This is a genomic window from Planomonospora sp. ID67723 (assembly GCF_015711605.1).
Lineage (GTDB): Bacteria > Actinomycetota > Actinomycetes > Streptosporangiales > Streptosporangiaceae > Planomonospora_A.
On record NZ_JABTEZ010000001.1, the window covers coordinates 1,449,564 to 1,476,411 of the forward strand.

Below are 26,848 nucleotides of genomic sequence, written 5' to 3' on the forward strand. Positions count from 1 at the left end.
TCTCGTGTCAGGGTCATGCCGCGCTGGTCTTGCGGAAGAGGTTCAGCCCGCGGCGGCGCTCGCCGTCGGAGCGGTTCTTCCTGGCCGCGATGACCTCGCGGGCCCGCCGGTGCTCGGCCGCCTCGGCGCGGAGCTCGGCGTTGCGGGTGACCATCAGATCGAAGTGAATGTCCGGACCCATTTCGGGTTCCTCCTTGAGCAGTGCGCTTTCCTTACACACTCAAGGTTCGTCCTAAGGCCCCCGGTCCCACATCGGGCGGATGCCTTATCTCCGGGCCGGTCGCCGGCCGGAGGGTACCTAGGACAGCCCCGCCGCCCGCCCGGGAACCGTCTAGGTCATCCCTAAGACCTCCTGATGGAATGATCTCCGTTGCGGTCGACCTGCCGTCGGACGCCCGGAAGGCACAGAGTAGGGATGAAGTAGATAGTCTTTAACAAAACTATCTGCTACGGTTTCGACTGTTGCTCCGGACAGGAGAACGGCGGTGCCCCCTCCTTCTCGGAGGGGACCGCACCGCCTCCGACGGCGAAAGAGAGACCATGGAAGAGAACCAGTCGGGTCCCGCCCCTCGGAGCCTCACCCGAGAAGAGCTGGAGAAGCTCCTCGGCGACGGGCGCTTCGGCGTGCTGTCCACGGTGAACCGCGGCGGGTATCCCGCCATGTCCAACGTCCTGTACTGGTGGGACCCCGCCGAGGGGGTCATCCGGATCTCCACCACGGCCGATCGGCTCAAAGCCCGCCAGGTGCGGAACAATCCGCACGTCGCCCTCCACGTGAGCGGCCCGGACGTCTGGTCCTTCGCCGTCGCCGAGGGGGAGGCCGAGGTGTCGGACGCGCCCGGGGAACTGCTGGCCCTCGCGGACGGCGCGGACGATCCCGCCGCCTATCTGGAGCAGCAGGCGCGCGAGGGACGTGTGGTGATCAAGATCAAGGTCTCCCGCCTGTACGGCACGGCCCTGGACATCGCCTGAGGCGGCCTCCGCGGTCTCGCGCCGAGGTCCCGGCAACGAGGCGGCGATCATCCTCGAAGGGGAGAGCATCCGGTCCATCGAGCGATCGTGTTCCGGGCGCGGCCGCCCTCGTCCTGTCAGGAGCCGCAAGGCCTCTCGCGCGGGGATCCGCCTGCCGCGCGACCGTGCCCGGGCCCGGTAGGGGTTGAACTCGGCGAATGTTGACGAAAAGCTGTGGGAGGACTCGGCCACGTCCAGTTTGGAACTAATCACACCAGTCGGCATGCTGGTGTGGTGTCAACTATGACTACTCCGCTCGCTGACGTGGCCTCGTCCGGCGCCACGCTGCGGGCCTTCCTGCACGGCCTGCCCGGTGTCGACCGGGTGGGCGCCGACCAGCGGGCCAAGATGCTCGGCACCCGGTCGATCAAGACCACCGCCAAGGCGGAGGCCATCGACCTGGCCATCCGCATGGTGGACCTGACGACCCTGGAGGGCGCGGACACGCCCGGCAAGGTCCGCGCGATGTGCGCCAAGGCCGCCCACCCCGACCCGAGCGACCCCTCCGTGCCCAAGGTGGCCGCGGTCTGCGTCTACCCCGACCTGGTGGGCCTGGCGGTGGAGGCGCTCGGCGGATCCGGCGTCAAGGTCGCCAGCGTCGCCACCGCCTTCCCGAGCGGCCGTTCCTCCCTGGAGGTCAAGGTCGCCGACACCGCGCTCGCGGTGGCCGCCGGGGCCGACGAGATCGACATGGTGATCGACCGGGGCGCGTTCCTCGCGGGCGACTACCTGAAGGTCTACGAGGAGATCGTCGCGATCAAGGCCGCCTGCGGTGAGGCTCATCTGAAGGTGATCCTGGAGACCGGCGAGCTGGCGACCTACGACAACGTACGGCGCGCGTCCTGGCTGGCCATGCTGGCCGGAGGCGACTTCATCAAGACCTCCACCGGCAAGGTCCAGCCCGCCGCGACCCTCCCGGTGACCCTGATCATGCTGGAGGCGGTCCGCGACTTCCTCGCGGCGACCGGCCGCAAGGTCGGCGTGAAGCCCGCGGGCGGCATCCGGACGACCAAGGACGCGATCAAGATGCTCGTCCTGGTCAACGAGACCGTCGGCGAGGGCTGGCTGGACCCCGACTGGTTCCGCCTGGGCGCCTCCACCCTGCTCAACGACCTGCTGATGCAGCGCCAGAAGATGGCCACCGGCCGGTACGCGGGCCCCGACTACTTCACCCTGGACTAAGCGATGTTCGAATACGCACCGGCACCCGAGTCCCGCGACGTCGTCGACATCAAGCCGTCCTACGGTCTGTTCATCGACGGCGAGTTCGTCGACGGCACGGGCGCGCCCTTCAAGACGATCAACCCCGCGACCGAGGAGGCGCTGGCCGAGGTGGCCGCCGCCTCCCAGGCCGACGTGGACCGCGCCGTCCAGGCCGCGCGCAAGGCGTTCGGCGTCTGGTCGGCGATGCCCGGCTCCGAGCGGGCCAAGTACCTGTTCCGGATCGCCCGCATCATCCAGGAGCGCTCGCGCGAGCTGGCGGTGCTGGAGACGCTGGACAACGGCAAGCCGATCCGCGAGGCGCGCGACGTGGACCTGCCGCTGGTCGCCGCGCACTTCTTCTACTACGCGGGCTGGGCCGACAAGCTCGGCTACGCCGGGTACGGCCCGGACCCGAAACCGCTGGGCGTGGCCGGCCAGGTCATCCCGTGGAACTTCCCGCTGCTCATGCTCGCCTGGAAGATCGCTCCCGCGCTGGCCTGCGGCAACACGGTGGTGCTCAAGCCCGCCGAGACCACGCCGCTGACCGCGCTGCTGTTCGCCGAGATCTGCCGCCAGGCCGACCTGCCGCCCGGCGTGGTGAACATCGTGACCGGCGCCGGGGAGACCGGCGCGGCCGTGGTGAACCACCCCGACGTGAACAAGGTCGCCTTCACCGGCTCCACCGAGGTCGGCCGGCTCATCGCGCGCAGCGTCGCGGGCTCCGGCAAGAAGGTCACGCTGGAGCTGGGCGGCAAGGCCGCCAACATCGTGTTCGACGACGCCGCGATCGACCAGGCCGTCGAGGGCATCGTCGACGGCATCTTCTTCAACCAGGGCCACGTCTGCTGCGCGGGCTCCCGCCTGCTGGTCCAGGAGTCGATCGCCGAGGAGCTGCTGGAGTCGCTCAAGCGCCGGCTGGCCCGGCTCCGGCTCGGCGACCCGATGGACAAGAACACCGACATCGGTGCGATCAACTCCGCCGAGCAGCTCGCCCGGGTCCGCGAGCTGTCCGACATCGGCGAGGCCGAGGGCGCCGAGCGCTGGTCCCCGGCGTGCACACTGCCCGAGCGTGGCTTCTGGTTCCCGCCGACCGTCTTCACCGGCGTCGCCCAGTCGCACCGGATCGCCCGCGACGAGGTCTTCGGCCCGGTTCTGGCCATGCTGACCTTCCGCACCCCGGCCGAGGCCGTGGAGAAGGCCAACAACACCCCCTACGGCCTGTCGGCCGGGGTGTGGACCGAGAAGGGGTCGCGCATCCTGTGGATGGCCGACCGGCTCCGCGCGGGCGTGGTGTGGGCCAACACCTTCAACAAGTTCGACCCGACCTCGCCGTTCGGCGGTTACAAGGAGTCGGGTTACGGCAGGGAAGGCGGGCGGCACGGGCTGGAGGCGTATCTCGATGTGTGACCATCGCAGGGCACAGCGCCGTGCCCGTCGTGCCCAGAGCACCCGGGGCCGCGGCTTCGCCCGCGCCGGCCGTCCGGCGCTGCGCGGCTGGTTCGCCCACCGGTGCGGGGTGAGCCGCTGCGGGCAGGTCTTCGTGCCGGTACGGCTGGCACAGCAGCAGAGCACGTGGAGAGGGCGCGGAGATGAGTGACACGCAGGCCGTACGGCTGGCCGTGCGCAAGACGTACAAGCTGTACATCGGCGGGGCGTTCCCCCGTTCGGAGAGCGGAAGGTCGTACGTCGTGACCTCCTCCAAGGGCGACTTCCTGGCCAACGCCTCCAAGGCCTCCCGCAAGGACGCCCGCGACGCGGTGTCCGCCGCGCGCAAGGCCTTCGCCGGCTGGTCCGGCGCGACCGCCTACAACCGGGGTCAGATCCTCTACCGCATCGCCGAGATGCTGGAGGGCCGCCGCGCGCAGTTCGTCGCCGAGCTGACCGAGGCGGGCACGAGGAAGGCCAAGGACGCCGGGGGCATCGTGGACGCGGCGATCGACCGGCTGGTCTGGTACGCCGGATGGTCGGACAAGATCGCCGCGGTGGCCGGGGCGGCCAACCCGGTCGCCGGGCCGTACCTCAACATCTCCTCGCCGGAGCCGACCGGCGTCGTCGCGGTGATCGCCCCGGACGAGCCGCTGCTCGGGCTCGTCTCGGTGATCGCCCCGGTGATCGTCACGGGCAACACGTGCGTCGTGGTCGCGAGCGAGCGGGCCCCGCTGCCCTCGATCACGCTGGCCGAGGTGCTCGCCACCTCCGACCTGCCCGGCGGGGTGGTGAACGTGCTGACCGGTTCGGTGAAGGAGATCGCCCCCTGGCTGGCCGCGCACATGGACGTCAACGCGATCGACCTCACCGGTGTCGCCGAGGAGGACCTGGCGATCGCCTGCGAGCAGGCCGCGGCGGAGAACCTCAAGCGGGTCCTGCGCCCGTCCGCGCCCGACTGGTCCGCCGACCCCGGCACCAAGCGGATGACGGCCTTCCTGGAGACCAAGACCGTCTGGCACCCCACCGGCATCTGATCCCCGCCGCCGCGCCCCGCTCGAGCGGGGCGCGGCGCGAGGCCGGAAGAGGTCCGCGACACCCGCCCGGCGCTTCCGGCCCGCCTGTTCCCCGCGTCCCGCCATCGCACTCCGGGCTGCGGCCCCGATTCCGGATTCTGTATCGGACGGCGGTAATCGCGGGATTTCTCATGACATTACTAAGTGTGAATGATCCCGAAGCACAGTTCATCGAGCTGTACGACCGGTACTACCGGAGCGTGCTGGGATACGTCCTCCTCCGAGCCGACCCCGGCATGGCGGAGGACATCACCAGCGAGACCTTCCTGGTGGCTTGGCGGCGCTTCGACAAGATGCCCGAGCCGCCGTTGCCGTGGCTGTTCGGCGTGGCCCGCAACCTGCTGCGCAACCAGCGCGCCCGCCGGTTGCGCGGTGACGCGCTGCTCGCCCGGCTCGCCGAGCTGAACCACGTCGCCGAGGGCGACGTGGCCGACCGGGTGACCGATCGCGAGGTCGCGCTCGCCGCGCTCGGCCACCTGAGGGAGGACGACGTCGAGGCGGTGATCCTGGCCGGCTGGTACGGACTCACCCCGCAGGAGGCCTCCCAGGTGGTCGGCTGCTCGCAGCGTACGTACAACGTCCGGCTGCATCGTGCCCGGCGCCGCCTGTCGGACGCGATCAAGATCGAGCTCGCTCTTCTCGCCTTCTAGGAGCTGTCATGAATGACTCCCACGACGAGCTGGTCGCCGTCTTGCGGCCCGACGCCTTCACGGAGGACGCCTACCGCAGGAGGCGGGAGGCCGACCTCGCCCGAGCCCTCCGGCCGTCCCGCGCCGAGGAGCGTTCCATCCGCCGTATCTCGCACCGTCTCCGGAGGTTCCCGATGCCCAGGCCGTTCGCCCTGATCGCCACCACGGCGGTCGCGGGTCTGGCCGCGGCCGCGATCGTCGTTCCCGGGGCGTTCTCCGGCGACGCCTCGCGGGGGATCGCCCCCGTCGTCGGCTCGCAGACTCCCCCGGCCGCCGGCGCACAGAACCTGGACGCGCGGTCCTTCCTGCTGGCCGCGGCGGTGATCAGCGAGCGCGAGCCGGACTCGGGCCGCTACTGGTACTCGCGTGTCCGCAGATTCTCCTCGGTCCGCTTCCTGGGCGAGGGCGGCGAGAAGATCCTCGCCGTGGAGAGCGAGCTCAGCTCCAAGCTCATGGAACTGGTGGACGATCCGGAGAAGTCCACGGCGCTGGTCGAGGAGTATCGCCGGAAGGTCGGGAGAATGGTGGAGGAGGCGAAGGTCCCGTTCTCGGCAGGGATCGCCATGATGACCGAGATTTGGCAGGCGCGCGACCCGAACGCGTACAGCCGCCACACGATCGAACCCGACAAGATCGAGTTCGCCTCGCCCGAGGATGAGAGAAAGTGGAAGGAGATGGGCTCTCCCAGCCTGGGCGACCTGAACGAGAAGAGCCGGACCGAGGACCTCCGAAACCTTCACGACTACAACGACAAACGAGGCATCGACGTACAGCTCCGCATGCCCACCGACAAGGACGCGCTGGAGCGGTGGCTCCGCGACGCGTACGAGAGGGAGCAGAGGCCCGACGGGACGCAGTCGCCTGCCGTGTTCCGGAAGACGCCCTTCACCCTGTGGGTGTGGCGCGAAGCCGAGATGCTGCTGGCGCGTCCGCTCACCTCGGGCACCCGGGCGGCGTTCTACCGGGTGCTGGCCGAGCAGCCGGGGATCACGTCCCTGGGAACCGTCACCGATCCGCTGGGGCGCACGGGGACCGCCCTCGCCATGACCGGTTTCGACCCCTGGGTCGCACGGGAGCTCGACCTGGGTGAGCAGGTCGAGCTCCGCATGATCATCGATCCGGTGACGGCGAAGCTGCTCAGCTCCGAGGTGCGTCCTCAGGGGGCGTCCGCGCCCACGGATAGGATGATCTTCGAAAGCATCGGCTGGGTCGACGCGTTCGACGAGTATCCGAAGGGCTGACACCTCACGCCCCGCCCGCGGCGCCGTCAGGGGGACGGGGCGTGGCGCGGCCAGGGGGAGGCGGCCTCCAGCTGGGCGGCGAGGGTCAGGAGCTGCGTCTCGCCGCCGGGGGCCGCGACGAGCTGCACGCCGATCGGCAGACCGCTGGAGTGACGGCCGTACGGGATGGTCATGGCGGGCCAGCCGGCCACGTTCCAGGCGGCGGTGGCGGGGGCGTACGTCAGGTTGACGCGGGCGTTCCGGAGCAGGCCGCGGCGGCCCCAGCGCTCGGCGTGCGGCGGGATCATCGCCAGCGTCGGCGAGACGAGCACGTCGGCGTCGCCGAACCACTGGTCGGCGCCGTTGGCCCGCCAGCGGTCGCGGCCCTTCGCGCCGTCCATCCCGAACGCGCCGAGCACCCGCCCGGCGCGGGCCAGGGCCCTGGTCCGCCGTTCCAGCTTCCGCCGGTCGAGCCCGGCCGTGTCCTCCCGCGCCAGCGCGAACCAGGTGGCGACCGCGGCCGAGCCGAGCCAGACCGGCAGCCGGGCGCCGTGCTCCACGACCGTGTGCCCGGCCTCGCCCAACACCCGCGCCGCACCGGTGACGGCCTCCTGGAACTCGCGGTCCACCGCGAATCCCGGCGGCAGCGGGCGGGGCGCGACGGCGATCCGGAGCCGCACCGGTTCGGCGGTGGTCAGCCCGCCCGGGTAGTCGTCGATCGAGTCGCCCACCCGGAGGGACTCGCTCTCGCCGGGTGTGGCCAGGGACATGTCGCCGGCCATCACGGCCAGGGCGAGGGAGAGGTCGGCCACCGTCGTGGCGAGCGGGCCGTTCTCCGACATGCCGTGCCAGTCGGGCTCGGGCGGGGGCACGACCCCCAGCCCCGGCTTGATGGAGACGATCCCGCAGCAGGCGGCCGGGATGCGCAGCGAGCCGAGCCCGTCGGTGCCGTGGGCCAGCGGGACCATCCCCGCCGCCACCGCCGCCGCGCTCCCTCCCGACGACCCGCCGGGCGTGCGGGCGGGGTTCCACGGATTGCGGGCCACGCCGTACACGCTGTCGGAGAAGCCGGCCAGGCACAGCTCCGGCACGTTGGTGGTCCCGACGACGACCGCGCCGGCCGCGCGGAGCCGGGCCACGACGGGATGGTCCTCGGCGGCGGGAACGTCCGGCGTGGCGGCCGAACCGGTGCGGAACACCTCACCCTCGATCGGGACGTTGTCCTTGACCGCCACCGGCACCCCGGCGAGCGGCAGCTCCGCCAGATCGGGGTTCTCCTGCACGGCACGGGCCTCGGCGAGCGCCTGCTCGGCCCTGACCCTGCGAAACGCCCCGACGCGCCCGTCCCGCTCGGCGATCGCGCGGAGGTGCTCCTCGACGACCGCCGGAGCGGTGACCTTGCCCCGTCGTACGGCCTCCGCGATCTCGACTGCGGACATTCCCACCCACGACATGCACCGAGTGTGGTCCTGCGGGTACTTCGAGGGGAAGTGCCCTATGTCTCAATCAGATGACTTGTCCTTCTTCGGATCGCGGCCGGTCTCCTTCAGCGCCAGACGCAGCGCGTACTCGATCTGCGCGTTGACGCTGCGCAGGTCGTCGGCCGCCCACCTGGCGATCGCCTCGTAGACGGCCGGATCGAGTCTGAGCAGGAGCTTCTTGCGTTCCGGCATGTGCTCAGGAGTAGAGACTGCCGGCGTTGACCACCGGCTGGGTCGCCCGGTCGCCGCACAGGACGACCAGCAGGTTGGAGACCATCTGCGCCTTCCGCTCCTCGTCGAGATCCACCACGCCCTCCTCGGCCAGCCTGTCCAGCGCCAGCCGGACCATGCCCACCGCTCCGGCCACGATGTGCGTGCGGGCCGCGACGACCTGGGCGGCCTGCTGGCGGACCAGCATCGCCTGGGCGATCTCCGGAGCATAGGCGAGATGCGTGATCCGCGCCTCCAGTACCTCGACGCCGGCGAGCTGGGTGCGCTCACGCAGCTCGGCGGTGAGCTCCTCGGCGACCTCGGCGCCGTCGCGCAGGCTGGTGCGGCCCTCCTCGTGGGCGTCGTAGGGGTGGCTGGTGGCCAGGTGGCGGACGGCCGCCTCGGACTGGATCGCGACGTACTCCTCGTAGTCGTCGACGGAGAACGTGGCCTTGGCCGTGTCGGTGACCTTGTAGACGACCACCGCGGCGATCTCCACCGGGTTGCCGTCGGCGTCGTTCACCTTGAGCTTGGCCGTCTCGAAGTTGCGGACCCGGAGGGTGATGTGCTGCTTGGTGGTGAACGGCAGCACCCACTGGAAGCCCGCCTGGCTCACCGTGCCGACGTAGCGGCCCAGGAACTGGACGACCTTCGCCTCGTTCGGGTTGATGACGGTGAACCCGCTCAGCAGGACGAGCGCGGCGAGGCCCCACGGGCCCGCGGCGGCTATCAGCGCCATCGCCGAGGTCGTCCATCCGGCCGCCGCCACGACGGCCGCCACGATCCCTCCCACGACCAGCAGTCCGGCCAGGACCGTGAACCCGCTCATCCGGAACGCCTGTCGCTCCATGGACCTTCCTTTGCTATCGAAGTGATATCACTACGATAGCCCATGGACCGGCATCGCGCGCAAGCCGTACGGCGGCGGCCGGGGCACCGCTTGCGACACCGCCCGGAACGTCGGCGGAAACGCCGTCGCAGCGCTGTGACCAGGAGGTCCGCAAGTGGTTCGCAAGTGGATGCCCGCATACTGGCGGTATGTGGTTCCTCGATCGCACGGCGCGTCAGCTCCGTTCCAACCCCGCCCTGCTCACCTACCGGCCCCCGGAGCCGGCCCGGCTGGAGAGCCTGCTCCGCCAGTACGACCCCGGCCTCTTCGTCTCGGGGGACTGGTTCGTCGCGAGGGGCACCAAGATCCGCTGGGTGGAGATCACCGAGGACCTGGCGGGCAAGGCGCGCATCCCCGCCGACCGTCGCGGGGCGATCATCGCCAGCCACAGCGGCAGCAGGCACGCGGGCGGCTTCGTCCTGAACGGCCTGGCCAGCCGTATCGGCGGGGCGCTGTACCCGCCGGATGTGCACGACTCCTACGTGGACGTCCAGGTGAGCCTGGCGGGGCGGCACGCGCTCGACTGCGAGGAGGTCGCCGCGCTGGTCCGCCCGATCCTCGGCGATCGGACCGTCAGGCACGACCACGAGCTCGGCTTCTGCCACATCGACGGGGCCAAGGACGACCCGGTCAAGGTCTCCTACGACTGGCCGACCCCGGACTGGCCCCTGGAGGACGCCGACCACGCGGTCGATCTGGAGATCGACCTCGACGAGGACCCCGACCACCCCGGCCTGGAGCTCCTCTACCGGACCGCCGTCTCCCTCGCCACCGCTCTGGGCGGAACCGTCATCTCGAAGGACATGCCCGTCACCCGCATCGAGGACATCACCCCCACCCGCGACCGGCTGCCAGCCTGAGGAGGTTCGCCGCTCCGGCGGTCCGGGGTGCTCGCGCCCGGCGCGGCGCCGGCCGCGACGATGACGCCTCAGCGGTGGTGGCCTCAGCGGTGGTGGTTGGTGCGGCGGGTGGCGGCGGCGGACAGGGGGTCTTCGGGCCACGGATGCTTGGGGTAGCGGCCGCGCAGCTCCGCGCGGACCGCGCGGTAGCCCTCGCGCCAGAACGAGGCCAGGTCTCCGGTGACGGCCGCCGGGCGGCCCGCGGGGGACAGCAGGTGGACCGTCAGCGGCACCCCGGCGACACTCGGGGCCGCGTCCCAGCCGAACAGCTCCTGCAGCTTGGCCGCGAGGACCGGCCGCTCGCCGGAGTAGTCGATCCTGACCCGCGACCCGCTCGGCACCTCGATCCGCTCCGGGGCCGTCTCGTCCAGGCGGGCGCTCCACGGGACCAGCCGGTGCAGGGCCGCGGTCACGTCGATGCGCTCCAGGTCGGCGCGGCGGCGGGCGCGGGAGAGCTCGGGTTCCAGCCACAGGTCGGCGGCGTCCACCAGGGAGGCGTCGTCCACCGGGCGCCAGGGGTCGCCGAGCGCCCGGTGGCAGAAGGCCAGCCGCTCGCGCACGGCCACGGCCCCGGGCGGCCAGCGCAGCACGGACAGGCCCTCGGTGCGCAGGCCGTGCAGGATCGCGGGCCTGACGTCGGCGTCGCGCAGCGGGACCGAGGACAGCTCGATCGCGCCCAGGCGCTCGACCCGGCGGGCCGAGACGTCACCGTGACGCTGCCCCGGCGGGACCCGCCAGGCGACCTCTTCCCCGGAGTCGTACAGCGGTGCGGCGGCGAGCCGGGCGGTCTCCTCGTCGATCACGACGGCCTGCCTGATCCGCGCCGAGGCGGACCCGGCCGGACGGTCCGCGACCGCGACCGCCAGCCACTCCGCCGTGTCGAGCCGGGAGCCCCGGGGCAGCTCGGCGGCGGTCCCCGAGGCCATCAGGTAGGCGCCGCCACGCCGTCTGGCGACCCGCTCGGGGTAGGCCAGCGCGACCGCGGTCCCGGCCAGCCGGTCGTCGTCCCACGAGCGGGCCGCCTCCGGATCCGGCCCCCCGTCCTGCGGGCCTTCCCGGCCGTGCTCCACCCGCTGTACGGCTCCCGCCAGGCGCCTGGCCTCCTGCCGCCATCGGGCGGAGAAGCCGTCACCGCCCCGGCGCGCCGAGCGCCACACCGCGACGAGGTCGTCGCCGGCGTCGCGGGGGAGCTGCTCGGACAGGAGCGCGACGACCTCGGCGGCTCGCGGACCGAGGTCGGCCAGGGCGCGGGCCAGGCGGGGGTGGACCCCGGCGGCGGCCATCCTGCGGCCCCGGCCGGTGACGACGGCGCGGGAGAGGTCCGGGCCGTCGAGCTCTCCGGGAGCGCTGTGCGCGGCCGGACCCGCAGGGGTGTCACGGGGGCTGAGGGCGCCGAGGGCGTGCAGCGTACGGCGGGCGGCGTCCATCGCCGCGGGCGGGGGCGGGTCGAGCAGGGCCAGACCGGTGGCGGCGGGGTCGCCCCAGCAGGCGGCCTGCAGGGCGAAACCGGTCAGGTCGGCCAGGGCGATCTCGGGTCGGGCGTGCTCGGGGAGCCGTTCGTGCTCGGCCCGGGACCAGCAGCGGTAGACGGCGCCGGGCGCCTCCCGGCCCGCCCGCCCGGCCCGCTGCTCGGCGGAGGCCCGGGAGGCGCGGACGGTGGTGAGCGAGCCGAGGCCGCGGGCGTGGTCGGTGCGCGGCTCGCGGGCCAGACCGGAGTCGACCACGACGCGGACGCCGGGCACGGTCAGGCTCGACTCCGCGACCGAGGTCGCGAGGATCACCCGCCGCGTCCCGCCGGGGGACAGGACCGCGTCCTGGACGTGGGCCGGGGCCTGGCCGTGGACCTGGAGGACCTGGATCCCCTCCGGGGTTCCCGCACGGCCGGGAGCGGTCGTGGCGTCCGGGCCGGGCCCGGCGAGCATTCCCGCGACCCGGGAGATCTCGCCGACCCCCGGCAGGAAGCAGAGCACGTCGCCGTCCCGCTCGGCCAGCGCCCGCCGTACGACGTCGGCGACGTGGGACAGGAACGCGGGATCGACCCGCATGCCGTGCGGCGGCGCCGTCGGCCGGGGAGGCGGCGCCCAGACCGGGGAGACGGGATGCAGGGTGCCGGAGGCGTGGATGATCGGGGCCGCCCCGGCCTCGTCCGCGGGGGCGGCTCCGGTCCCCTCCCCGTCTGCGGCCGGGCGCGCGCCGGTGCCGAGCAGGCGGGCCCAGGGCCGGGCGTCGGCCGTGGCGGAGGTGGCGAGCAGCCGGAGGTCGGGCCGGAGGGTGGCGCGGACGTCGAGGAGGAAGGCGAGGGCGGTGTCGGCGTCCAGGTGGCGCTCGTGGCACTCGTCCAGCAGCACCGTCTCCACGCCGCCGAGCTCGGGGTCGCGCTGGAGGCGCTGGAGGAGAACTCCGGTGGTGACGACCTCGACGACCGTGCGCGGGCCCGCCCTGCGCTCGCCCCGGACCGAGAAGCCGACCTCCGCGCCCACCTCGGACTCCAGCAGCCAGGCCATCCGCCGGGCGGCGGCCCGTACCGCCATCCGCCGGGGCTCGGCCACGACCACCTTCCGCACGGGCGAGCCGTCCAGGAGGCCCGCCAGGGCGAGGGGGACCAGCGTCGTCTTTCCGGTGCCGGGCGGGGCGGTGAGCACGGCGGTGCCGTGCTCGTCCAGGGCCGCCAGCAGCTCTGGGAGGACATGCCGGACGGGCAGTCCGGACCACTCGGAACGCATCCGTCCAGTCTCCCCGAACGCGCCGGTGCGATGACCGGGGAGGCCGGTCCGGGGCGACGGGGTGACGTCAGAGGTGGAGGTCGCCGGCGAGGCGGCGCTGGACGGCGGGCCGACGGCGGGGTGGCAGCGCTGGAGCCCGGGCGGCGCCACCGCCGGGGCGGGAGGGCCGGTCCCGCGGCCCGGCAGAACTTTTCGGGTCTTGTCGGCTCGGGGAGCCGGAGTTACGATCCGCGTAATTGTTAGGAAACTTTCCTAAAAGAAGGAGTTTCCGCATGCGCCGTACACCCCCCAGGCTGCTCGTTCTCGCCATGCTGGCCGCACTGGCCACCGTCGCCACCGCGCTGACCGCCGTCCCGGCCGGCGCCGCCGCCCGCCTGACCGCCGCGTTCAGCCTCACCGGCAACCAGGGCAAGTTCGTGGTGAGCAACCCCGGCGGCACCCCGGTCACCGGCTGGTCGATCACCTTCGACCTTCCGCCCGGCGTCACCGTCGGCAATCCGCAGAACGCCACCACGGCTCAGACCGGGACACGGGTCAAGCTGACTCCGGCGTTCTACATCAACACCGTGCGGGCGAACGGCACCACCGAGCCCTACAGCCCCGCCTTCACCCTCAGCTCGCCGGTCCAGCCGACGGGCTGCACGATCAACAACGCCGCCTGCGACGGCGGCGGCGATCCACCGCCCCCGCCCGCGCCGGTCACCGCCGCCTACACGGGCAGCGGGACGCGGGGCGGGTTCACGGTCGCCAACAACACCGCGACCGCGCTCAACGGCTGGTCGATCACCTTCGACCTGCCTGCGGGGATCACCGCGAGCGGGGCCCAGCACGCGACGCTGAGCCAGAGCGGCCGCCAGGTCACGCTGACCCCGGCCCACTACAACACCACCGTGCCCGCGGGCGGGTCCACCGAGCCGTACAGCCCCGCCTTCACCCTCAGCGCCTCCGCCGAGCCGGAGAACTGCCGGGTCAACGACGTCAGATGCGACGGGTCGGCGGACACACCGCCCGCGGCGCCGGGGAACCTGCGCTCCCCGGTCAGGACCACCAGGACCGTCTCGCTGGCCTGGGACGCCTCGGTGCCGGGCAGCCTCCCCGTCACCGGTTACGAGGTCTACAACGGCACGGCGCTCGCCGCGGCGGTCACCGGGACGGGCACGACCGTCACCGGCCTGACCCCCGACACCGAGTACACCTTCACGGTGAAGGCCAAGGACCGCAAGGGGACCGCCTCCCCGGCCGGCACGGCGCTGAAGGTGAGGACGAACAACCCGGGTGACGACACCCGGCCGCCCACCGCCCCGGCCGGGCTGCGCAGCACGGGCAGGGGCCCGGCGAGCATCTCGCTCGCCTGGCAGGCCTCCACCGACGACAAGGGCGTCGCCGGATACGACGTCTACCTCGGCGCGACCCTCAAGACCACGGTGCCCGGCACGTCGGTCACGGTCAACGGGCTCTCGCCGTCCACCGAGTACACCTTCACCGTGCGGGCCCGCGACCTGTACGACAACGTCTCGCCGCCGAGCAACGAGCTGAGGGCGAGCACCGCCGACGTCGTCGGGGAGGGCTACGCCCGGGTCGGCTACTTCGTGCAGTGGGGCATCTACGGCCGTCAGTACTTCGTGCGCAACCTCGACACCACGGGGGCCGCGGCGAAGCTGACACACGTCAACTACGCCTTCGGCAACATCGATCCGGTCAACCTGACCTGCCTCAACGGCGTCACCAAGGGCACCTCGCCCAACCCGCAGGACCCCGGCCAGGGGGACGGAGCGGGTGACGCGGACGCCGACTACGGCAGGCCGATGAGCGCGGCGCAGTCCGTGGACGGGGTCGCCGACACCGGCTGGGAGAAGCTGCGCGGCAACTACAACCAGCTCCGCAAGCTCAAGGCCAAGCATCCCCACCTGAAGGTGCTGATCTCCCTGGGGGGCTGGACCTACTCGAAGTACTTCTCCGACGTGGCCGCCACCGACGCCTCCCGGCGCAAGTTCGTCGGCTCCTGCATCGACATGTACATCAAGGGGAACCTGCCGGTGTACAACGGCGCGGGCGGGCCCGGCACCGCGGCCGGCGTCTTCGACGGCATCGACCTGGACTGGGAGTGGCCGGGCGCCGAGGGGCACCCGGGCAACCACGTCAGCCCCGCCGACAAGCGGAACAACACGCTGCTGATCGCCGAGTTCCGCAGGCAGCTCGACGCGCTGACCGAGGAGACCGGCAGACGCTACCAGCTCACCGCCTTCACCCCGGCGGACCCGGCCAAGATCGAGGCGGGCTGGGAGCTGGCCCAGGTCGCCGAGCACATGGACATCTTCAACGTCCAGGGCTACGACTTCCACGGCTCGGGCAGCGACAACTCCTGGGAGCCCAACCGCACCGGCCACCAGGGCAACCTGTACGCCGACACCGACGATCCGTACCCCTTCCACTTCAGCGTCGAGAACGCGGTCAAGGAGTACCTGGACGCCGGGGTGAAGCCGAGGAAGATCACCATCGGGCTCGCCTACTACGGGCGCGGCTGGCAGGGGGTCTCCGACGGCGGGAGATCCGGCGAGTGGCAGTCGGCCACCGGCGCGGCCCCCGGCCAGTTCCAGGAGGAGGCGGGCACCCGCGGGTACGGCAACCTGGTGGCGAGCGTGCCGGGCTGCACCGTGCGCCACGACGAGCAGGCGGTGGCCACCTCCTGCTTCACCGGCAACGGCGGCCAGTGGTGGACCTTCGACGACACCTGGTCCATCGCCCGCAAGACCGCCTGGGTGCGGGAGAAGGGGCTGCTCGGGGTGATGGTCTGGGAGATGTCCGGTGACACCGGCGTCCTGACGAACGCCGTCGACACCGGTCTGAGGTGATCCACCCGGGGCCGCCGCGGCCGGCGCCGGCCGCGGCGGCCCCGCGGTCCTCCTGCCGGGGGACCGCGGGTCGGCGCGGAGGCTGACGCCGGTCACCGCGGCGCGTGGCACGATGGCCTGGCGGTCGCACTCGTGTGGCGAAATAGCCGCATTGTTCCGTTTTGACCCCTGGATGTGCCGATGACACCACCGGAGCCCCGCCTGCCGTGGCTCACCCGCACGCTCACCGGTCCGCCGGGATGGCTGCTGCTCCCGGCCGCCGCACTCACCGGCCTGCTGCTGCTGTACGGCGTGAGCGTCCCGGGCGGCTACTTCGGGCCGACGCTGCTCGGCGGGTTCGCGTTCCTCGTGCTCGCCATCGTCTGGCTCCCCCGGTTCCTGGTGGGGCTGATCCGCGCCGACGGCCGCCCCGGCCTGCGCAGGCACTGGATCCGCTGGGCGGCGGCACCGGCCATGGCGGCGGCGGTGGCAGGGCTGGTCCACGCCGGCGTCCCCTGGCAGGTGCGGTTCGCGCTCTCCGAGGCGAGCATGGAGCGGCTGGCGCGGGCCGTGAGCACCGGTGCCGAGCCCGGGAGCGGCGGCCGGTGGGCCGGGCTGCTGCCGGTCTCGTCGGTCACGAAGATCGGCGGCGGGGTGAGCTTCCAGCTCGACGGCGCCGGCTTCCTCGACACCCACGGCCTCGCCTGGATCCCCGCCGGCAGTCCTCCCGAAGCGCCCGAGACGTCCTACGAGCATCTCCGGGGTCCCTGGTACGAATGGCGGGAGGGCTGGTGAGCGTGTGGCGCAGGCCCGCCGTCTGGGTCGCCGTCAGCGTTCTGTCGATCCTGCTGATGTTCGTGCTGCCGGGCGACGTCGCCTGGCCGCTGAACACGGTCATCCCGGCGGGGACGTCCGTTGCCGCGATGGCCGTGGCCGTGGTGACGGCCTACCGGGAGGCCGCCAGGATCCGCGCCGGACGCTCCGGGGGTGCGCAGCACCCCCGAGACGGGTCCTGACGTCCCTTCCCGCGTGCCCGACAGGAGGGCGTCGGCGGAGGGTCAGCTCAGGAGCTTCAGCGCGGAGCGCGGAGCCTGGTTGGCCTGGGCCGCGATCGAGGCCTGGGCCTGGAAGGCGATCTGGTCGCGGGTGGCCGCGGCCGCCTTCTCGGCCGCCGCGGTGTGGCCACGCCGGGACTCCGAGGCGGACAGGGCACCGATCGCCGTGTTGAGGCTGCTGATCGCGTGCTCGAAGTGGTTCCGGATGGCGCCGAGTTTCGCCCGGGTGTCCGAGATCGCCTGGATGGCCGTGTCGACGGAAGTGACCGCGGCATGGGCGGCCGCGGCGTTCGAGGTCCGGTCGCCGGGGCTCGTGGTGTCGACCAGCGACGCGGAACCCAGGTCGAGGGCGGCCGTGTCCACGATGCCCCGGCCCGTGCTGAGCTGCCGGCCGATGCCGGCGGTCTCGGCTCGCAGGACGCCGGAGGAGGCTCCGCCCAGCGGCTCGCCGGCGCCGGAGGCGATGCTGACGATCCGGTCGAGCTCCCCCCTGAGCTGGATGAACTGCTTGTCGGCCGCCTGCTGCTCCCTGGGGTCGCGGGTGCCGCCGTCGGCGGCGGCCTGGGTGGCGAGCCCGCGCATGTGCTGGAGGACGGAATGGGCCTGGGCGAGCGCCTCCTCGACGGTCTGCACGATCGAGATGCCGTCCTGGGCGCTGCGCACGGCCGCTCTGAGATCGTCGGCCCGCGTGTTCGCGGGCGCGGACGACTCCGCGGCGGCGCTCACCGGCGGCACGGCTCCGAGGCCGCCGGGCGGCCCCTCCGGCGGCCTCGGAGCCGTGCCGCCCGCCGGTGAGCGGTGATGGACGTTCTCCGTCCCGATGTGCTGGTTGATCCGCAGCCCCATGACATCCTCCTGATGAGGGCTGTGCCGACCGGTCCGTGGTCGGCTCTGCCACCGTTATCGGCGGTGGCCGGGGAGCCTTTAGGTTTCCTGACGGGAGTTTTTCGGGTTTTTCTGAGCGGATGCCCTCAGGGGGGCGCGGCCGGCCGTCAGGCGGTGGGATCGAGGATACCGAGGCTCACCAGGGCGATGATGGCGACGCCGAGCAGGACGCGGTAGATCACGAAGCCGGTGAAGCGGTGGGTGCTGATGTACTTCAGGAACCAGGCCACCGCCGCGTAGCCGACGATGAAAGAGATCACGGTGGCCAGGATGGTCGGTCCCCAGGCGGGCGCCGCGCCCTCGCCGATCTCGAACAGCTCCAGCACGCCGGCGCCCAGCACGGCGGGGATGGCCAGCAGGAAGGAGTACTTGGCGGCCTCCTCGCGGCGGTAGTCGAGCAGCAGGCCCGCGGTGATCGTGCCGCCCGAGCGGGAGACGCCGGGGATCAGGGCCAGGGACTGGGCGAAGCCGTAGACGACGGCGTGGGTGAAGCTGAGGTGCCGCTCCAGGGTGAGCTTGGTGCGGGCGGTGCGGTCGGCGAACCAGAGGATCAGGCCGAAGACGATCAGCGTGACGCCGATCAGGCGCAGGTCCCGGAAGACCGTCTCGATGCTGTCCTTGAAGAGCAGGCCGAGGACGAGGATGGGGAGCGTGCCGACGATCACGTACCAGCCCATCCGGGCGGCGTGATGGCCGCGCAGCGCGGGAGTCCACAGCGCCCGGGTCCAGGTGGAGATGATCTCCCAGATCTCCTTGCGGAAATAGATGAGCACCGCCGTCTCGGTGCCGAGCTGGATCACCGCGGTGAACGCGGCTCCCGGGTCCTTCCAGCCGAAGAACGCCGACACCACCCGGATGTGGGCGCTGGAGGAGATCGGCAGGAACTCCGTCAGTCCTTGAAGGATCCCGAGGACCACCGCTTCAAACCAGCCGATCAACGTGGACACCTTCCGTCCCAGCGCGTGCGTGACCTACGCGAGGCTAGCGGAGGAAGCAGAAGCGTGTGACTCGGCCATCCGGCCGATCGAAGTCATCCGGCGGGGAGAGAGCCGGCGCGTGAGAGCCACGCGGTGATCGCCGTCACCCCCCCGCCGTCACCGTCTCGCCTGTCCCCGGTCGAGAGGGCCCCACTCGTCGCACCCCTGCCTGTCGACGAGCTCGCCGGCCTCCTTCATCACCGCCTCGTCGACGATGGCCACCACTTCGCGGCACTCGATGAGGGGCTCGTTGTCGGGGCCGCGGCCCACCTCCTCGCCGGACAGGACCCATGCCTTGACCCCGGGCCCTCGTTCCCGGCGCAGGTGGGAGTAGTCGTGCAAGCGGCGGGCGGCCCACAGCCGGATCGGCCGCTCACCCCACCAGTCCTCGACGTCCAGCGGGTTGGCGGACAGGCCGGGCAGCTCCGCGCCGGTGAGGGAGTCGCGGCTGCCGCCGTTGGCGCGGTCGCCGTCCAGGTCCCTGGACCACCGGATGAACAGTCCCCGCCGCTCGCCGAGCAACGCCGCCAGCTCTCGCAGACTGGTGATGACGGACGGTTCGGAGCCCATGTTCACCTCGTTTCCCCCGGGCCGTAGGGTTCTCGGTTCCCTCGCGCGAGCAGCTCACACACGGCGGCGGGGTTCGGTGGCCGGCGGCCGGGACCGGCCTGCGCGGTCCCGGCCGCCGACCCGCCGAGGTCTACTGGTTGCCCTTCGCGGCCGAGATGTCGGCCAGCGCCGAACCGGAGTCGCGGTCGATCGCCAGGTCGCCGATGCTCACGATGCCGACGGCCCTGTCGTTCTCCACCACCGGCATCCGGCGGACGGCCTTGGAGCGCATCAGCTGCACGACCTGTTCGATGCTGGTGTCGGGCCCGACCGTCACGAGGTCGTCGCTGCAGGCGTCCCGGACCGGCGTTTCGGGGCCCTTGTCCTCGGCCACGATGCGGACGGCGATGTCGCGGTCGGTCACGATCCCGGTGATCACACCGTCGTTGGTGATGATCACGGCCCCGGTGTCCTCGTCGCTCATGATCTTGGCCGCCACGGATACGGGCTGGTTCGCGTCGATCGTCATCGGGTCGGCCGTCATCACGTCGGCCACGGTCTTGCTCATGAGATCCCCCTTTGCTTGTGATGGAGACTCTTACCCCACACGAAACGGACAAACGGCTGGATTTATCCCAACTTGGTAATCCCTGGGAGTCCCGCCCGGGGTGCCGGGCGGGACGGAGGGACGGGAGGTCAGGCCGGGTGCGGCGGCTGCTGGTCCGGAGGCACGCCGCCGCCCTCCCCGCCGCCCTTGTTGCCCTTGTCCATGCCGTGCGGACGACCCCCGGAGGCCGAGGAGCCGCTGGGGCTCTCCGGCATCACGTCGAGGTTCTCGTCGTTCGTCGGAGCACCTCCGGACCTGCGGAGCTCGGGCTGCTGTGGTTGCGTCATGACCCCTCCTTCTCGTGGAAACAGGACGATTCCCTGAGGGGTGGGAGTGAATCCGGAACTTGTGCTTCTTACGGTATGAAATCGGACAATGAGGGCATGGAGGGGTTATGACGATGCCGGAGGAAAGCAGCCCGAAAACCGATGACAACGACCCCCTCCTGGAGTCCGTCGCCGAGCGGGGCCAGGGCGCAGAGGAGGCCGGGCCCGAGGAGGACGAGGACCTTGAGGACCTTCAGTGACCGTCGGCCGGTGACTCGCGGCCGGTGAATCCGCAGGCCCTCGGCCGCTCTGCCGGCGGCCGGTACGGCCGTGCCCGCGAAGGGCACGGCCGCCTCGCGGCCTACTACCGGGTGATCTTTACGTCGTCCACCCCGGCCTCGACCAGCGAGGCCCCGGAGGCGTCGGCCGCCTCGACCAGGATCCGGACGCTCTGCCCCGCGAACGCGGAGACGTCGACCTCGGCCGAGCCCCAGGCGCCGTTGCGGTTGGCAGCCGCGCCGAGCTGCTGGAACACCTGGGTCGTGGTCGAGCCGACGACCTTCACGCGCAGGAAGTCGGCGCTGGAGGAGTTGGACCCGTGCGCCAGGTACCACGAGAAGCCGAGCTTGAGCGTGCCGCCGGCCGGCAGGGTGACCGGTGGTGACTGGACGCTGGTGACGCCGCCGTCGACGTCGTAGGCGCCCGCCGAGGAGCCGGCCAGGCGGCCGGTGACCAGGTCGTTGACCCCGCTGACGGTGGTGCCGAGCTGCTTGGTCCCGCTGGAGGAGGTGGCCGCCGGGTCGCCGCGCTCCCACTGGCCGAGGGTGGCGGTGTCGGTGCCGGACGGGTTGACGGTCCAGCCGGTCGCCGTCTCGAAGGTGTCCTGCCAGACGACCGCGGGCGGGGTCGTGGTGGCGATCGTCCACACCGCGTAGGCGATGGCGTCGGAGTTGCGGTCCAGCGCGGTGTCGTTGATGTTGGTGATGGTGTCGCAGGAGCGGTGGTAGCAGCGGTCGAACGCCTGGCCCGCCGTACCGCCCCACAGGCTCGCCTGTGCGCTGGACTTGATGCCCTCCGCCCCGGTGAACGTGCCGCCCGCCGGGATGCCGACGGCGATGAACGGGCCGTAGTCGGAGCGGCCGTCGAAGTCCGTTCCCCGCGTCGGCACGCCGATCGAGGTGAAGTAGTCCTGGAGCGTCCTCTCCAGCTGCGCGGAGCCCGCGGGGCCGGGACCCGAACCGGTGCCGTCGGAGTTGTCCCCGTCGTAGATGAAGTATCCGGGGTTGGGGGAGCCGACCATGTCGAAGTTCAGGTAGCCCTTGACCTTCGCGCGCTCGGTGGCCGGGAGGTTGTTGACGTAGTACTGCGAGCCGCGCAGGCCCAGTTCCTCGGCGCCCCACCAGGCGAAGCGCAGGTGCTTGGCCGGGGTGAGCCCCTGCCGGGCGACCTCCAGCGCGGTCTCCAGGATGGCGGCGCTGCCGGAGCCGTTGTCGTTGATGCCGGGTCCGGAGGACACGCTGTCGAGATGGGCGCCGACCATGAGGACGTCGTTGGGGTCGCCGCCGGGCCAGTCGGCGATGACGTTGTAGCCGGTCGCGCCGTTGTAGGTGAACGACTGCAGGGTGGTGCTGAAGCCCGCGCCGTCGAGCAGCCCCTTGACGTAGTTGGCCGAGGCCAGGTAGCCGGGACGGCCGTGCGCGCGGTTGCCGCCGTTGGCGGTCGCGATCGACTGGAACTGGGACAGGTGCGCCTTGACGTTCGCGAGCGAGATGTCCGGCGCCGCCGCCGCTGACGCGGTCGGTGGCGAGAGGGTCAGGGGAATGGTCAGGATCGCTGCCATGCCGATGGACCGGAGAATTCGCATGATGCTCCTCGGGTCGGAGGTGGGGGGTCCCCCGAGCGGCGCGCGCCCCCTCGGCCGGGGGTGCGCGCCGTACGGCGTGGTGGTGCGCGGGCGGCGGGCCCTCGCGGCCGGATACGGCTCGCGCGGCCCCGCCACCCGGGACGGGCCGGTCTTACGGCCCTGTCGTGCCCGGCGTGCTACTTGGCCTCGTCACCGTGCGAGTGCCGCGCCGGGGCGACGGCGGCGGACTTCGCCTTGGCGGTGGTGGCGGCGTTGCGGTCGGGGATGGTGGACAGGTCGAAGGCGAAGAACGCCGACGTGTAGGCGACGGCCTTGGAGTTGCGCTCCAGCGCGGCGTCGCTGATGTTGGCGATGGTGTCGCAGGCGGCGTGGTAGCAGGGGTCGAAGGCGACGCCCGCGGTGCCGCCGAACTTCGCGGCCTGCTCGGCCGTCTTGATGTCCTCGGCGCCGGTGAAGATGCCGCCGGAGGGGATGCCGTTGGCGATGAACGGGCCGTAGTCGGAGCGGCCGTCGAAGTCGGTGCCCTCGAACGGCAGGCCGCGCTTGGCGTAGAACGCCTCCAGGCGCTTCTCGATCGCGGCGGAGCCCTCCGGGCCGGGGCCCGCGCCCTCGGCGTCGGAGTCGTCACCGTCGTAGAGGAAGGTGGCGTCGTTCGGGGAGGCCACCATGTCGAAGTTCAGGTAGAGCCGGATCTTGTCCTTCTCGGCCTGGGAGAGTCCGGCCACGTACTGCTCGGAGCCGAGCAGGCCCAGCTCCTCGGCGCCCCAGAAGGCGAAGCGCAGCTTGTACTTGGTGGGCACGTAGGCCATCTTCAGCGCGGTCTCCAGGACGGCCGCGGTGCCGGAGCCGTTGTCGTTGATGCCCGGGCCCTCGGACACGCTGTCCAGGTGGGCGCCGGCCATCACGATCTCGCCGCTCTTGCCCCAGCGGGAGTCGGCGATGAGGTTCCTGGTCTGGCCGACCGTGGTCTTGGCGTCCACCTTCAGGCGCACCGTCGTGTTCGGGCTGTCGGCCAGGTCCAGGCCGACGGCGGTGCTGGCCATCACGATCGGGAAGCCGAGGCGCCACTCGACGATGTCGAACTCCAGCGGGTCGGTACGGCCCGGCTGGCCCTCGTTGAAGAAGATCACACCGGCCGCTCCCGCCTCCTTGGCGTTGGTGGCCTTGTCGACGAACGGGCAGGTGCCGCGCTGGATCAGCGCGATCCGGCCGGGGACGAACCCGGCGAAGTCGGCGTCCTCGCAGCCCGCGGTGGAGGTGTTGGGCGTCGGCGGCACCGGGATGACCGCGTCGACGACCTGGATCTGCGCCGTGACGTCCCCGCCGTTGGAGGAGTGCACGGTCACGAAGTCGGTGGGGTTGGTATAGGTCTTCGCCTCGGGGGCGGTCTGCTGCAGGACCGAGGGGGAGAACTCCTCCCACTTGACCGGGAACTCGACGTCGGTGGTCGAGGTCCGGTAGCCGGCCTTGCGCAGCTTGTTCTGCACGTAGGTGAGCGAGGCGTCGTAGCCCGGTGTGCCGGCGGCGCGGTTGCCGCCGTTGGCGGTGGCGATCGCCTGGAACTGGTCCAGGTGTTTCTTGACGTTCTTACCCTTGATCTTGTGGGCGACGGCGTTGGCCAGAACGTCGGGGATATCGACCGCGGCCGCGCTCGCCTGCGGGGTGAAGGCGAGGGGAAGTGCGAGGGCCGTGGCGAGGGTGAGGCCTCGGACCATGCCGCGTCGGAATCTCAAGCGCATGAACGCTCCTCGGGAGTATTACGTGGGGGGTCCCCATTCCGTACTAAGGCGGAACGTACCGTCATCAATCACCTTCGCCTAGGGGAAATCGTGGAGATTCGCGAATAGTTATGGAGCCCGAGTGATCGCAGTGGACGATGCGCTGTGGAATCCGACCCTGACAGGGTTTTCTCAGGGATCCACCGGGAACGGGAGTCTCTTCGCCCTTCGTTCTACCGGGTGAGAAACCACGATCCGGGGAGACAAGACATGCACCGCTCGAGAAACCACAAGATCATCGCCGGCGTCTGCGGCGGCATCGCGGAGAGCCTCGGCTGGTCCCCCACGACCGTGCGGGTGCTGTGGTTCCTGCTCTCGCTGTTCCCGGGACCCCTCTGGGTGGCCTACGTCCTGATGTGGATCTTCGTTCCGAAGGCGTCGGTGAGCACCGCCGAGCCGTACTCCACGCGCCTTCGGTGACCGTCCGGCGCCGGTCGCCCGCACGGGCGGCCGGCTGAGCCGCCGTGGTCCGGCCGGTGGGGACGGGAGCGGCCGACGCCGCTCCCGCTCCCCGCGATCGCCCCCCGCGGTCAGCGGCCCAGCCCGGCGTCCCTGGCCCGGACGATGGCCTCGGCGCGGTCGGCGACGTGCAGCTTGGCGAAGATGTTCGAGACGTTGTTGCGCACCGTCTTCGGCGACAGGAACAGCGCTGAGGCGATCTGCGCGTTCGACCGCCCCGCGGCGACGAGTGAGAGGATCTCCCGTTCCCTGGGGGTGAGCTGCGGGAAGACGGCCTCGTCCGGGGCCGCCGTGACGCCGGTGAAGAAGTCGGCCACGCGGCGGGCCATGCCGGGACCGAAGATCACCTCCCCGTGGGCCACGGCGGTGATCCCGCGGACGATCTCGGCCTGCCCGGCGCCCTTGAGCAGGTAGCCCCGCGCGCCCGCGCGCATCGCGGAGAACAGCGTGGCGTCCTCCTCCGACATCGTCAGCACCACGATCCCGATGTGCGGGCTCGCGGCGGTGATCCGCCTGGTGGCCTCGATGCCGTCCAGGACCGGCATGCTCACGTCCATCACCACGATGTCCGGTTGCAGCTCGACGGCCCGTTCCACGGCCTCGAGCCCGTTCGCGGCCGTGCCCGCCACCTCGATGCCCGGAATCGAGCCGAGCAGCAGGGCGAGGCCGTCCCGGTAGACCGGGTGGTCGTCGGCCAGCAGTACCCGGATCGCCTCGTCAGACATCTGCGACCTCCATCGCCCGTCCGGCCGGGAGCCGCGCCCTGACCAGGGTCCCGCCCTCCGGGGGGCAGCCGACCTCGCAGTCGCCGCCCAGTTCGATCGCGCGCTCGCGGAGCGAGAGCATGCCGACGCCGGCGGTCACGTCCGGCCTGATGCCCGAGCCGTCGTCGCGTACCGTCACGTCGAGGCTCCCGTCCCGCGCGGCGAGTGTGATCTCGCACCGTGCGGCGCCCGAGTGCCTGGCCACGTTGGCCAGCGCCTCCGACACAATACGGTAGGCCGCGACCTCCACCGCCGCGGGCAGCCTCTCCAGCGCTCCCTCGCCGCCGACCACGACGTCCAGCGCGGGGGAGCGGAAGCGGTCCGCCTGCTGCTCGATCGCGCGCAGCAGGCCCAGCTCGTCCAGGGCGGGCGGCCGCAGGTCGTGCACCAGCCTGCGCACGTCGTTCAGGACGCCACCGACGTCGGCGGCCGTCTGCGCGAGGATGCGGTCGGCCCGGTCGGGTGCGGTCGCGGCCAGGTTCCTGGCGGCCTCGATGCGCAGCGCCACCGCGCCGAGGCTGGGGCCGAGGCCGTCGTGCAGGTCGCGGCGGAGCCGGCGCCGCTCCTCCTCGCGGGCCACGACCAGCCGGGCGCGGATGCGCTGCAGGTCGGTGCTGAGCTCGCTGGCGCGCGCCGCCGCCGCGGCCTGCCGTACGAGGTCGCCGAGGAGCCGCTGGTCGCGCTCCGTCAGGTCGGTGCGGCACAGCAGCAGCCGGCCCACCACTTCGCCCCGGTAGGCCACCGGCAGCGTCACCGAGGGGCCGCGCGGCGAGCCGTGCTCCACCACGGAACGGCTCCCGCCCGGCTGTTCGATCTCGACCCTGATGTAGGACAGCCGGAACGCCTCGGTCAGCGTCGCGGCCACCGCGAGGAGCTGCCGGTCGGGGTCGGCGGCCAGCTCCAGTCGCTCCGCCAGGGTCGAGACCGCCGCGTACGGGTCGTCCCGGGTCCCGCGCACCAGCCGCCTCACCACCCGCGCCAGCCGGGTGCGCAGCGGTGCGTAGAGCACCGCGACGATCGCGATCGCGGTCAGCGCGGAGTCCCGCTCGCCGAGCACCCGCCCGGCCGCGGTGAACACCGCGACGTCGACCAGCACGACCATGCCCGCCAGGAGGGCGTAGGTCACGGTGGCCGACAGCAGCCGGTCTACGTCGTAGAGCCGGTACTTGGTGACCGCGACGAGGACGGCGGCGGAGGTGACGGCGATGGACAGCCCGAACAGCAGCGTCGGGAGCTGCGGAGGCACCCGGAACGGCAGCAGCAGCACGAGCATGTCCACCAGTGCCGCCCACATCAGCCAGCGGATCTGGGCCCGCCGCTCCCGGCCCGCGGCCCGGTAGCGGTGCACCGTCACCGCGAAGGGCACCACCAGGCTCACCAGGGCGCCGACGTAGGCGATCCGCAGCGCGGGCTCCCAGAACGCGTACGGCAACGCGACGACGAAGGGGTCGAGATCCAGCCGGGCGATCTCCGGCGGCAGCGCGGCCGCGTGGAAGCGCACCAGCACCGCCGCCGGAGCCGTCACCAGCAGCAGCGTCAGCAGCCCGGTCAGCGCGAGGCTCGCCAGCGACAGCCCGCGCCACAGTCGGGCCGCGGGCAGCCGCCCGTCGGGGAACAGCAGGATGAGCACCGGCAGCGCGAGCATCAGCGACGCCCCGAAGCGGGCGTAGAACCAGTAGGCCGCCGAGGCCCCCGGCGCGCCGGGCGACACGTAGACGGCGTGCACCGCCCAGCTCGAGGCGAGGGCGTCGAGCATCCACAACATCCCGAACCCGGTCATGACCCAGGCCACGGGGTGGCGCGGCAGCCGGTGCAGCAGCAGGACGCCGGGCACGAGCTGCGCCAGCCCGGCGAGCGTGGTCGGCCAGCCGGGCTCCAGCTGGGCGGAGGCGGGGATCCGCACGTGCGCGCCCCTGACGTCCAGCGCCACGGTCGCCGCCGCCGTCACCGCCGCGATCGCGGCCGCGGCCATGGCCGGAGCCGAAGC

Annotated in this window: 27 protein-coding genes; 13 read left to right on the plus strand and 14 right to left on the minus strand. The window is 72.0% G+C overall.

From position 1 onward, the window contains the following. Positions 1–13 precede the first annotated feature (13 nt). On the minus strand, positions 14–181 hold the full coding sequence (locus HS041_RS06885) for a hypothetical protein (RefSeq protein WP_196439641.1): 168 nt from the start codon (positions 179–181) through the stop codon (positions 14–16). Between the two features lie 359 nt (positions 182–540). On the opposite strand from HS041_RS06885, the gene HS041_RS06890 reads away from it, so the two are divergent. From HS041_RS06890 to HS041_RS06920, 7 genes are all read left to right on the plus strand, one after another. Next, on the plus strand, positions 541–972 hold the full coding sequence (locus tag HS041_RS06890; protein WP_196439642.1) for a pyridoxamine 5'-phosphate oxidase family protein: 432 nt from the start codon (positions 541–543) through the stop codon (positions 970–972). A 282-nt stretch (positions 973–1,254) separates the two neighbouring features. Continuing rightward, entirely contained in the window at positions 1,255–2,193 is a 939-nt protein-coding gene (gene deoC, locus HS041_RS06895) for a deoxyribose-phosphate aldolase (protein WP_196439643.1), read from the plus strand. A gap of 3 nt (positions 2,194–2,196) precedes the next feature. After that, complete coding sequence (locus HS041_RS06900) at positions 2,197–3,621, plus strand: aldehyde dehydrogenase family protein (RefSeq protein WP_196439644.1); 1,425 nt, start codon at positions 2,197–2,199, stop codon at positions 3,619–3,621. Then, entirely contained in the window at positions 3,614–3,811 is a 198-nt protein-coding gene (locus HS041_RS06905) for a hypothetical protein (RefSeq protein WP_196439645.1), read from the plus strand. Before HS041_RS06900 ends, HS041_RS06905 begins: the two co-directional genes overlap by 8 nt. Next, entirely contained in the window at positions 3,804–4,676 is an 873-nt protein-coding gene (locus tag HS041_RS06910) for an aldehyde dehydrogenase family protein (protein ID WP_196439646.1), read from the plus strand. The genes HS041_RS06905 and HS041_RS06910 overlap by 8 nt, the downstream gene beginning before the upstream one ends. Before the next feature lie 185 nt (positions 4,677–4,861). Further along, positions 4,862–5,365: an RNA polymerase sigma factor gene (locus HS041_RS06915; protein WP_196439647.1), complete on the plus strand. Its 504-nt coding sequence runs from the start codon at positions 4,862–4,864 to the stop codon at positions 5,363–5,365. 8 nt (positions 5,366–5,373) lie between these two features. Then, the gene (locus HS041_RS06920) at positions 5,374–6,645 is read left to right on the plus strand and encodes a hypothetical protein (RefSeq protein WP_196439648.1); all 1,272 of its coding nucleotides are present in this window, start codon (positions 5,374–5,376) and stop codon (positions 6,643–6,645) included. 26 nt (positions 6,646–6,671) lie between these two features. Here the strand turns inward: HS041_RS06920 and HS041_RS06925 are convergent, their stop codons facing one another. The 3 genes from HS041_RS06925 to HS041_RS06935 are packed head-to-tail and all read right to left on the minus strand — an operon-like array spanning position 6,672 to position 9,165. Continuing rightward, entirely contained in the window at positions 6,672–8,078 is a 1,407-nt protein-coding gene (locus HS041_RS06925; RefSeq protein WP_196439649.1) for an amidase, read from the minus strand. 48 nt (positions 8,079–8,126) lie between these two features. Then, positions 8,127–8,297, minus strand: coding sequence for a type II toxin-antitoxin system antitoxin (locus tag HS041_RS06930; protein WP_196439650.1), 171 nt, complete (start codon positions 8,295–8,297; stop codon positions 8,127–8,129). Between the two features lie 4 nt (positions 8,298–8,301). After that, positions 8,302–9,165: an SPFH domain-containing protein gene (locus tag HS041_RS06935; RefSeq protein WP_196439651.1), complete on the minus strand. Its 864-nt coding sequence runs from the start codon at positions 9,163–9,165 to the stop codon at positions 8,302–8,304. Positions 9,166–9,353: 188 nt separating this feature from the next. On the opposite strand from HS041_RS06935, the gene HS041_RS06940 reads away from it, so the two are divergent. After that, on the plus strand, positions 9,354–10,064 hold the full coding sequence (locus HS041_RS06940) for a hypothetical protein (RefSeq protein ID WP_196439652.1): 711 nt from the start codon (positions 9,354–9,356) through the stop codon (positions 10,062–10,064). A gap of 83 nt (positions 10,065–10,147) precedes the next feature. On the opposite strand, the gene hrpB is transcribed toward HS041_RS06940, so the two are convergent. Next, a complete protein-coding gene (hrpB, locus tag HS041_RS06945; RefSeq protein WP_196439653.1) occupies positions 10,148–12,826 on the minus strand; it encodes an ATP-dependent helicase HrpB in 2,679 nt (892 codons plus the stop codon). Between the two features lie 272 nt (positions 12,827–13,098). Between hrpB and HS041_RS06950 the strand changes: the two genes are divergently transcribed. The 3 genes from HS041_RS06950 to HS041_RS06960 all read left to right on the plus strand — a co-directional run bounded on the left by HS041_RS06950 (position 13,099) and on the right by HS041_RS06960 (position 16,673). Next, a complete protein-coding gene (locus HS041_RS06950) occupies positions 13,099–15,678 on the plus strand; it encodes a glycosyl hydrolase family 18 protein (protein ID WP_196439654.1) in 2,580 nt (859 codons plus the stop codon). A 180-nt stretch (positions 15,679–15,858) separates the two neighbouring features. Further along, entirely contained in the window at positions 15,859–16,452 is a 594-nt protein-coding gene (locus HS041_RS06955; protein ID WP_196439655.1) for a hypothetical protein, read from the plus strand. Continuing rightward, positions 16,449–16,673, plus strand: a complete 225-nt coding sequence (locus HS041_RS06960; protein ID WP_196439656.1) for a hypothetical protein — start codon at positions 16,449–16,451, stop codon at positions 16,671–16,673. Before HS041_RS06955 ends, HS041_RS06960 begins: the two co-directional genes overlap by 4 nt. A gap of 42 nt (positions 16,674–16,715) precedes the next feature. On the opposite strand, the gene HS041_RS06965 is transcribed toward HS041_RS06960, so the two are convergent. The 5 genes from HS041_RS06965 to HS041_RS06985 all read right to left on the minus strand — a co-directional run bounded on the left by HS041_RS06965 (position 16,716) and on the right by HS041_RS06985 (position 20,017). Then, positions 16,716–17,558, minus strand: a complete 843-nt coding sequence (locus tag HS041_RS06965; RefSeq protein WP_196439657.1) for a flagellin — start codon at positions 17,556–17,558, stop codon at positions 16,716–16,718. A gap of 146 nt (positions 17,559–17,704) precedes the next feature. Continuing rightward, a complete protein-coding gene (locus HS041_RS06970; RefSeq protein ID WP_196439658.1) occupies positions 17,705–18,544 on the minus strand; it encodes an undecaprenyl-diphosphate phosphatase in 840 nt (279 codons plus the stop codon). Between the two features lie 147 nt (positions 18,545–18,691). Beyond that, the gene (locus tag HS041_RS06975) at positions 18,692–19,144 is read right to left on the minus strand and encodes a DUF6098 family protein (protein ID WP_196439659.1); all 453 of its coding nucleotides are present in this window, start codon (positions 19,142–19,144) and stop codon (positions 18,692–18,694) included. 130 nt (positions 19,145–19,274) lie between these two features. Next, the gene (locus HS041_RS06980; protein ID WP_196439660.1) at positions 19,275–19,691 is read right to left on the minus strand and encodes a CBS domain-containing protein; all 417 of its coding nucleotides are present in this window, start codon (positions 19,689–19,691) and stop codon (positions 19,275–19,277) included. Positions 19,692–19,819: 128 nt separating this feature from the next. Next, the gene (locus HS041_RS06985) at positions 19,820–20,017 is read right to left on the minus strand and encodes a hypothetical protein (RefSeq protein WP_196439661.1); all 198 of its coding nucleotides are present in this window, start codon (positions 20,015–20,017) and stop codon (positions 19,820–19,822) included. A gap of 107 nt (positions 20,018–20,124) precedes the next feature. On the opposite strand from HS041_RS06985, the gene HS041_RS39195 reads away from it, so the two are divergent. Next, entirely contained in the window at positions 20,125–20,256 is a 132-nt protein-coding gene (locus HS041_RS39195) for a hypothetical protein (protein WP_255529547.1), read from the plus strand. A gap of 104 nt (positions 20,257–20,360) precedes the next feature. Here HS041_RS39195 and HS041_RS06990 read toward each other — a convergent pair whose 3' ends face one another. Together HS041_RS06990 and HS041_RS06995 are read right to left on the minus strand one after the other, a co-directional pair. Next, complete coding sequence (locus HS041_RS06990; protein WP_196439662.1) at positions 20,361–21,860, minus strand: M28 family metallopeptidase; 1,500 nt, start codon at positions 21,858–21,860, stop codon at positions 20,361–20,363. Positions 21,861–22,036: 176 nt separating this feature from the next. After that, the gene (locus HS041_RS06995) at positions 22,037–23,599 is read right to left on the minus strand and encodes a M28 family peptidase (RefSeq protein WP_230878452.1); all 1,563 of its coding nucleotides are present in this window, start codon (positions 23,597–23,599) and stop codon (positions 22,037–22,039) included. A gap of 249 nt (positions 23,600–23,848) precedes the next feature. On the opposite strand from HS041_RS06995, the gene HS041_RS07000 reads away from it, so the two are divergent. Then, positions 23,849–24,058, plus strand: coding sequence for a PspC domain-containing protein (locus HS041_RS07000; protein WP_196439663.1), 210 nt, complete (start codon positions 23,849–23,851; stop codon positions 24,056–24,058). Positions 24,059–24,168: 110 nt separating this feature from the next. Here HS041_RS07000 and HS041_RS07005 read toward each other — a convergent pair whose 3' ends face one another. Continuing rightward, positions 24,169–24,822, minus strand: a complete 654-nt coding sequence (locus HS041_RS07005) for a response regulator (protein ID WP_196439664.1) — start codon at positions 24,820–24,822, stop codon at positions 24,169–24,171. Beyond that, on the minus strand, positions 24,815–26,833 hold the full coding sequence (locus HS041_RS07010; RefSeq protein WP_196439665.1) for a sensor histidine kinase: 2,019 nt from the start codon (positions 26,831–26,833) through the stop codon (positions 24,815–24,817). The genes HS041_RS07005 and HS041_RS07010 overlap by 8 nt, the downstream gene beginning before the upstream one ends. Between the last annotated feature and the right edge of the window lie 15 nt (positions 26,834–26,848).

What these genes read in the sequence shown, in the direction of transcription:
- HS041_RS07005 (WP_196439664.1), bottom strand. Translation starts at nt 24,822, where the DNA reads ATGTCTGACGAGGCGATCCGGGTACTGCTGGCCGACGACCACCCGGTC.
- HS041_RS06955 (WP_196439655.1), top strand. Translation starts at nt 15,859, where the DNA reads ATGACACCACCGGAGCCCCGCCTGCCGTGGCTCACCCGCACGCTCACC.
- HS041_RS06885 (WP_196439641.1), bottom strand. Translation starts at nt 181, where the DNA reads ATGGGTCCGGACATTCACTTCGATCTGATGGTCACCCGCAACGCCGAG.
- HS041_RS06910 (WP_196439646.1), top strand. Translation starts at nt 3,804, where the DNA reads ATGAGTGACACGCAGGCCGTACGGCTGGCCGTGCGCAAGACGTACAAG.
- HS041_RS06980 (WP_196439660.1), bottom strand. Translation starts at nt 19,691, where the DNA reads ATGAGCAAGACCGTGGCCGACGTGATGACGGCCGACCCGATGACGATC.
- HS041_RS06990 (WP_196439662.1), bottom strand. Translation starts at nt 21,860, where the DNA reads ATGCGAATTCTCCGGTCCATCGGCATGGCAGCGATCCTGACCATTCCC.
- HS041_RS07010 (WP_196439665.1), bottom strand. Translation starts at nt 26,833, where the DNA reads ATGGCCGCGGCCGCGATCGCGGCGGTGACGGCGGCGGCGACCGTGGCG.
- HS041_RS06890 (WP_196439642.1), top strand. Translation starts at nt 541, where the DNA reads ATGGAAGAGAACCAGTCGGGTCCCGCCCCTCGGAGCCTCACCCGAGAA.
- HS041_RS06975 (WP_196439659.1), bottom strand. Translation starts at nt 19,144, where the DNA reads ATGGGCTCCGAACCGTCCGTCATCACCAGTCTGCGAGAGCTGGCGGCG.
- HS041_RS06985 (WP_196439661.1), bottom strand. Translation starts at nt 20,017, where the DNA reads ATGACGCAACCACAGCAGCCCGAGCTCCGCAGGTCCGGAGGTGCTCCG.
- HS041_RS06930 (WP_196439650.1), bottom strand. Translation starts at nt 8,297, where the DNA reads ATGCCGGAACGCAAGAAGCTCCTGCTCAGACTCGATCCGGCCGTCTAC.
- HS041_RS06940 (WP_196439652.1), top strand. Translation starts at nt 9,354, where the DNA reads ATGTGGTTCCTCGATCGCACGGCGCGTCAGCTCCGTTCCAACCCCGCC.
- HS041_RS06920 (WP_196439648.1), top strand. Translation starts at nt 5,374, where the DNA reads ATGAATGACTCCCACGACGAGCTGGTCGCCGTCTTGCGGCCCGACGCC.
- HS041_RS39195 (WP_255529547.1), top strand. Translation starts at nt 20,125, where the DNA reads ATGACGATGCCGGAGGAAAGCAGCCCGAAAACCGATGACAACGACCCC.
- HS041_RS06995 (WP_230878452.1), bottom strand. Translation starts at nt 23,599, where the DNA reads ATGCGCTTGAGATTCCGACGCGGCATGGTCCGAGGCCTCACCCTCGCC.
- HS041_RS06935 (WP_196439651.1), bottom strand. Translation starts at nt 9,165, where the DNA reads ATGGAGCGACAGGCGTTCCGGATGAGCGGGTTCACGGTCCTGGCCGGA.
- HS041_RS06965 (WP_196439657.1), bottom strand. Translation starts at nt 17,558, where the DNA reads ATGGGGCTGCGGATCAACCAGCACATCGGGACGGAGAACGTCCATCAC.
- deoC (WP_196439643.1), top strand. Translation starts at nt 1,255, where the DNA reads ATGACTACTCCGCTCGCTGACGTGGCCTCGTCCGGCGCCACGCTGCGG.
- HS041_RS06905 (WP_196439645.1), top strand. Translation starts at nt 3,614, where the DNA reads ATGTGTGACCATCGCAGGGCACAGCGCCGTGCCCGTCGTGCCCAGAGC.
- HS041_RS06900 (WP_196439644.1), top strand. Translation starts at nt 2,197, where the DNA reads ATGTTCGAATACGCACCGGCACCCGAGTCCCGCGACGTCGTCGACATC.
- HS041_RS06925 (WP_196439649.1), bottom strand. Translation starts at nt 8,078, where the DNA reads ATGTCGTGGGTGGGAATGTCCGCAGTCGAGATCGCGGAGGCCGTACGA.
- HS041_RS07000 (WP_196439663.1), top strand. Translation starts at nt 23,849, where the DNA reads ATGCACCGCTCGAGAAACCACAAGATCATCGCCGGCGTCTGCGGCGGC.
- HS041_RS06950 (WP_196439654.1), top strand. Translation starts at nt 13,099, where the DNA reads ATGCGCCGTACACCCCCCAGGCTGCTCGTTCTCGCCATGCTGGCCGCA.
- hrpB (WP_196439653.1), bottom strand. Translation starts at nt 12,826, where the DNA reads ATGCGTTCCGAGTGGTCCGGACTGCCCGTCCGGCATGTCCTCCCAGAG.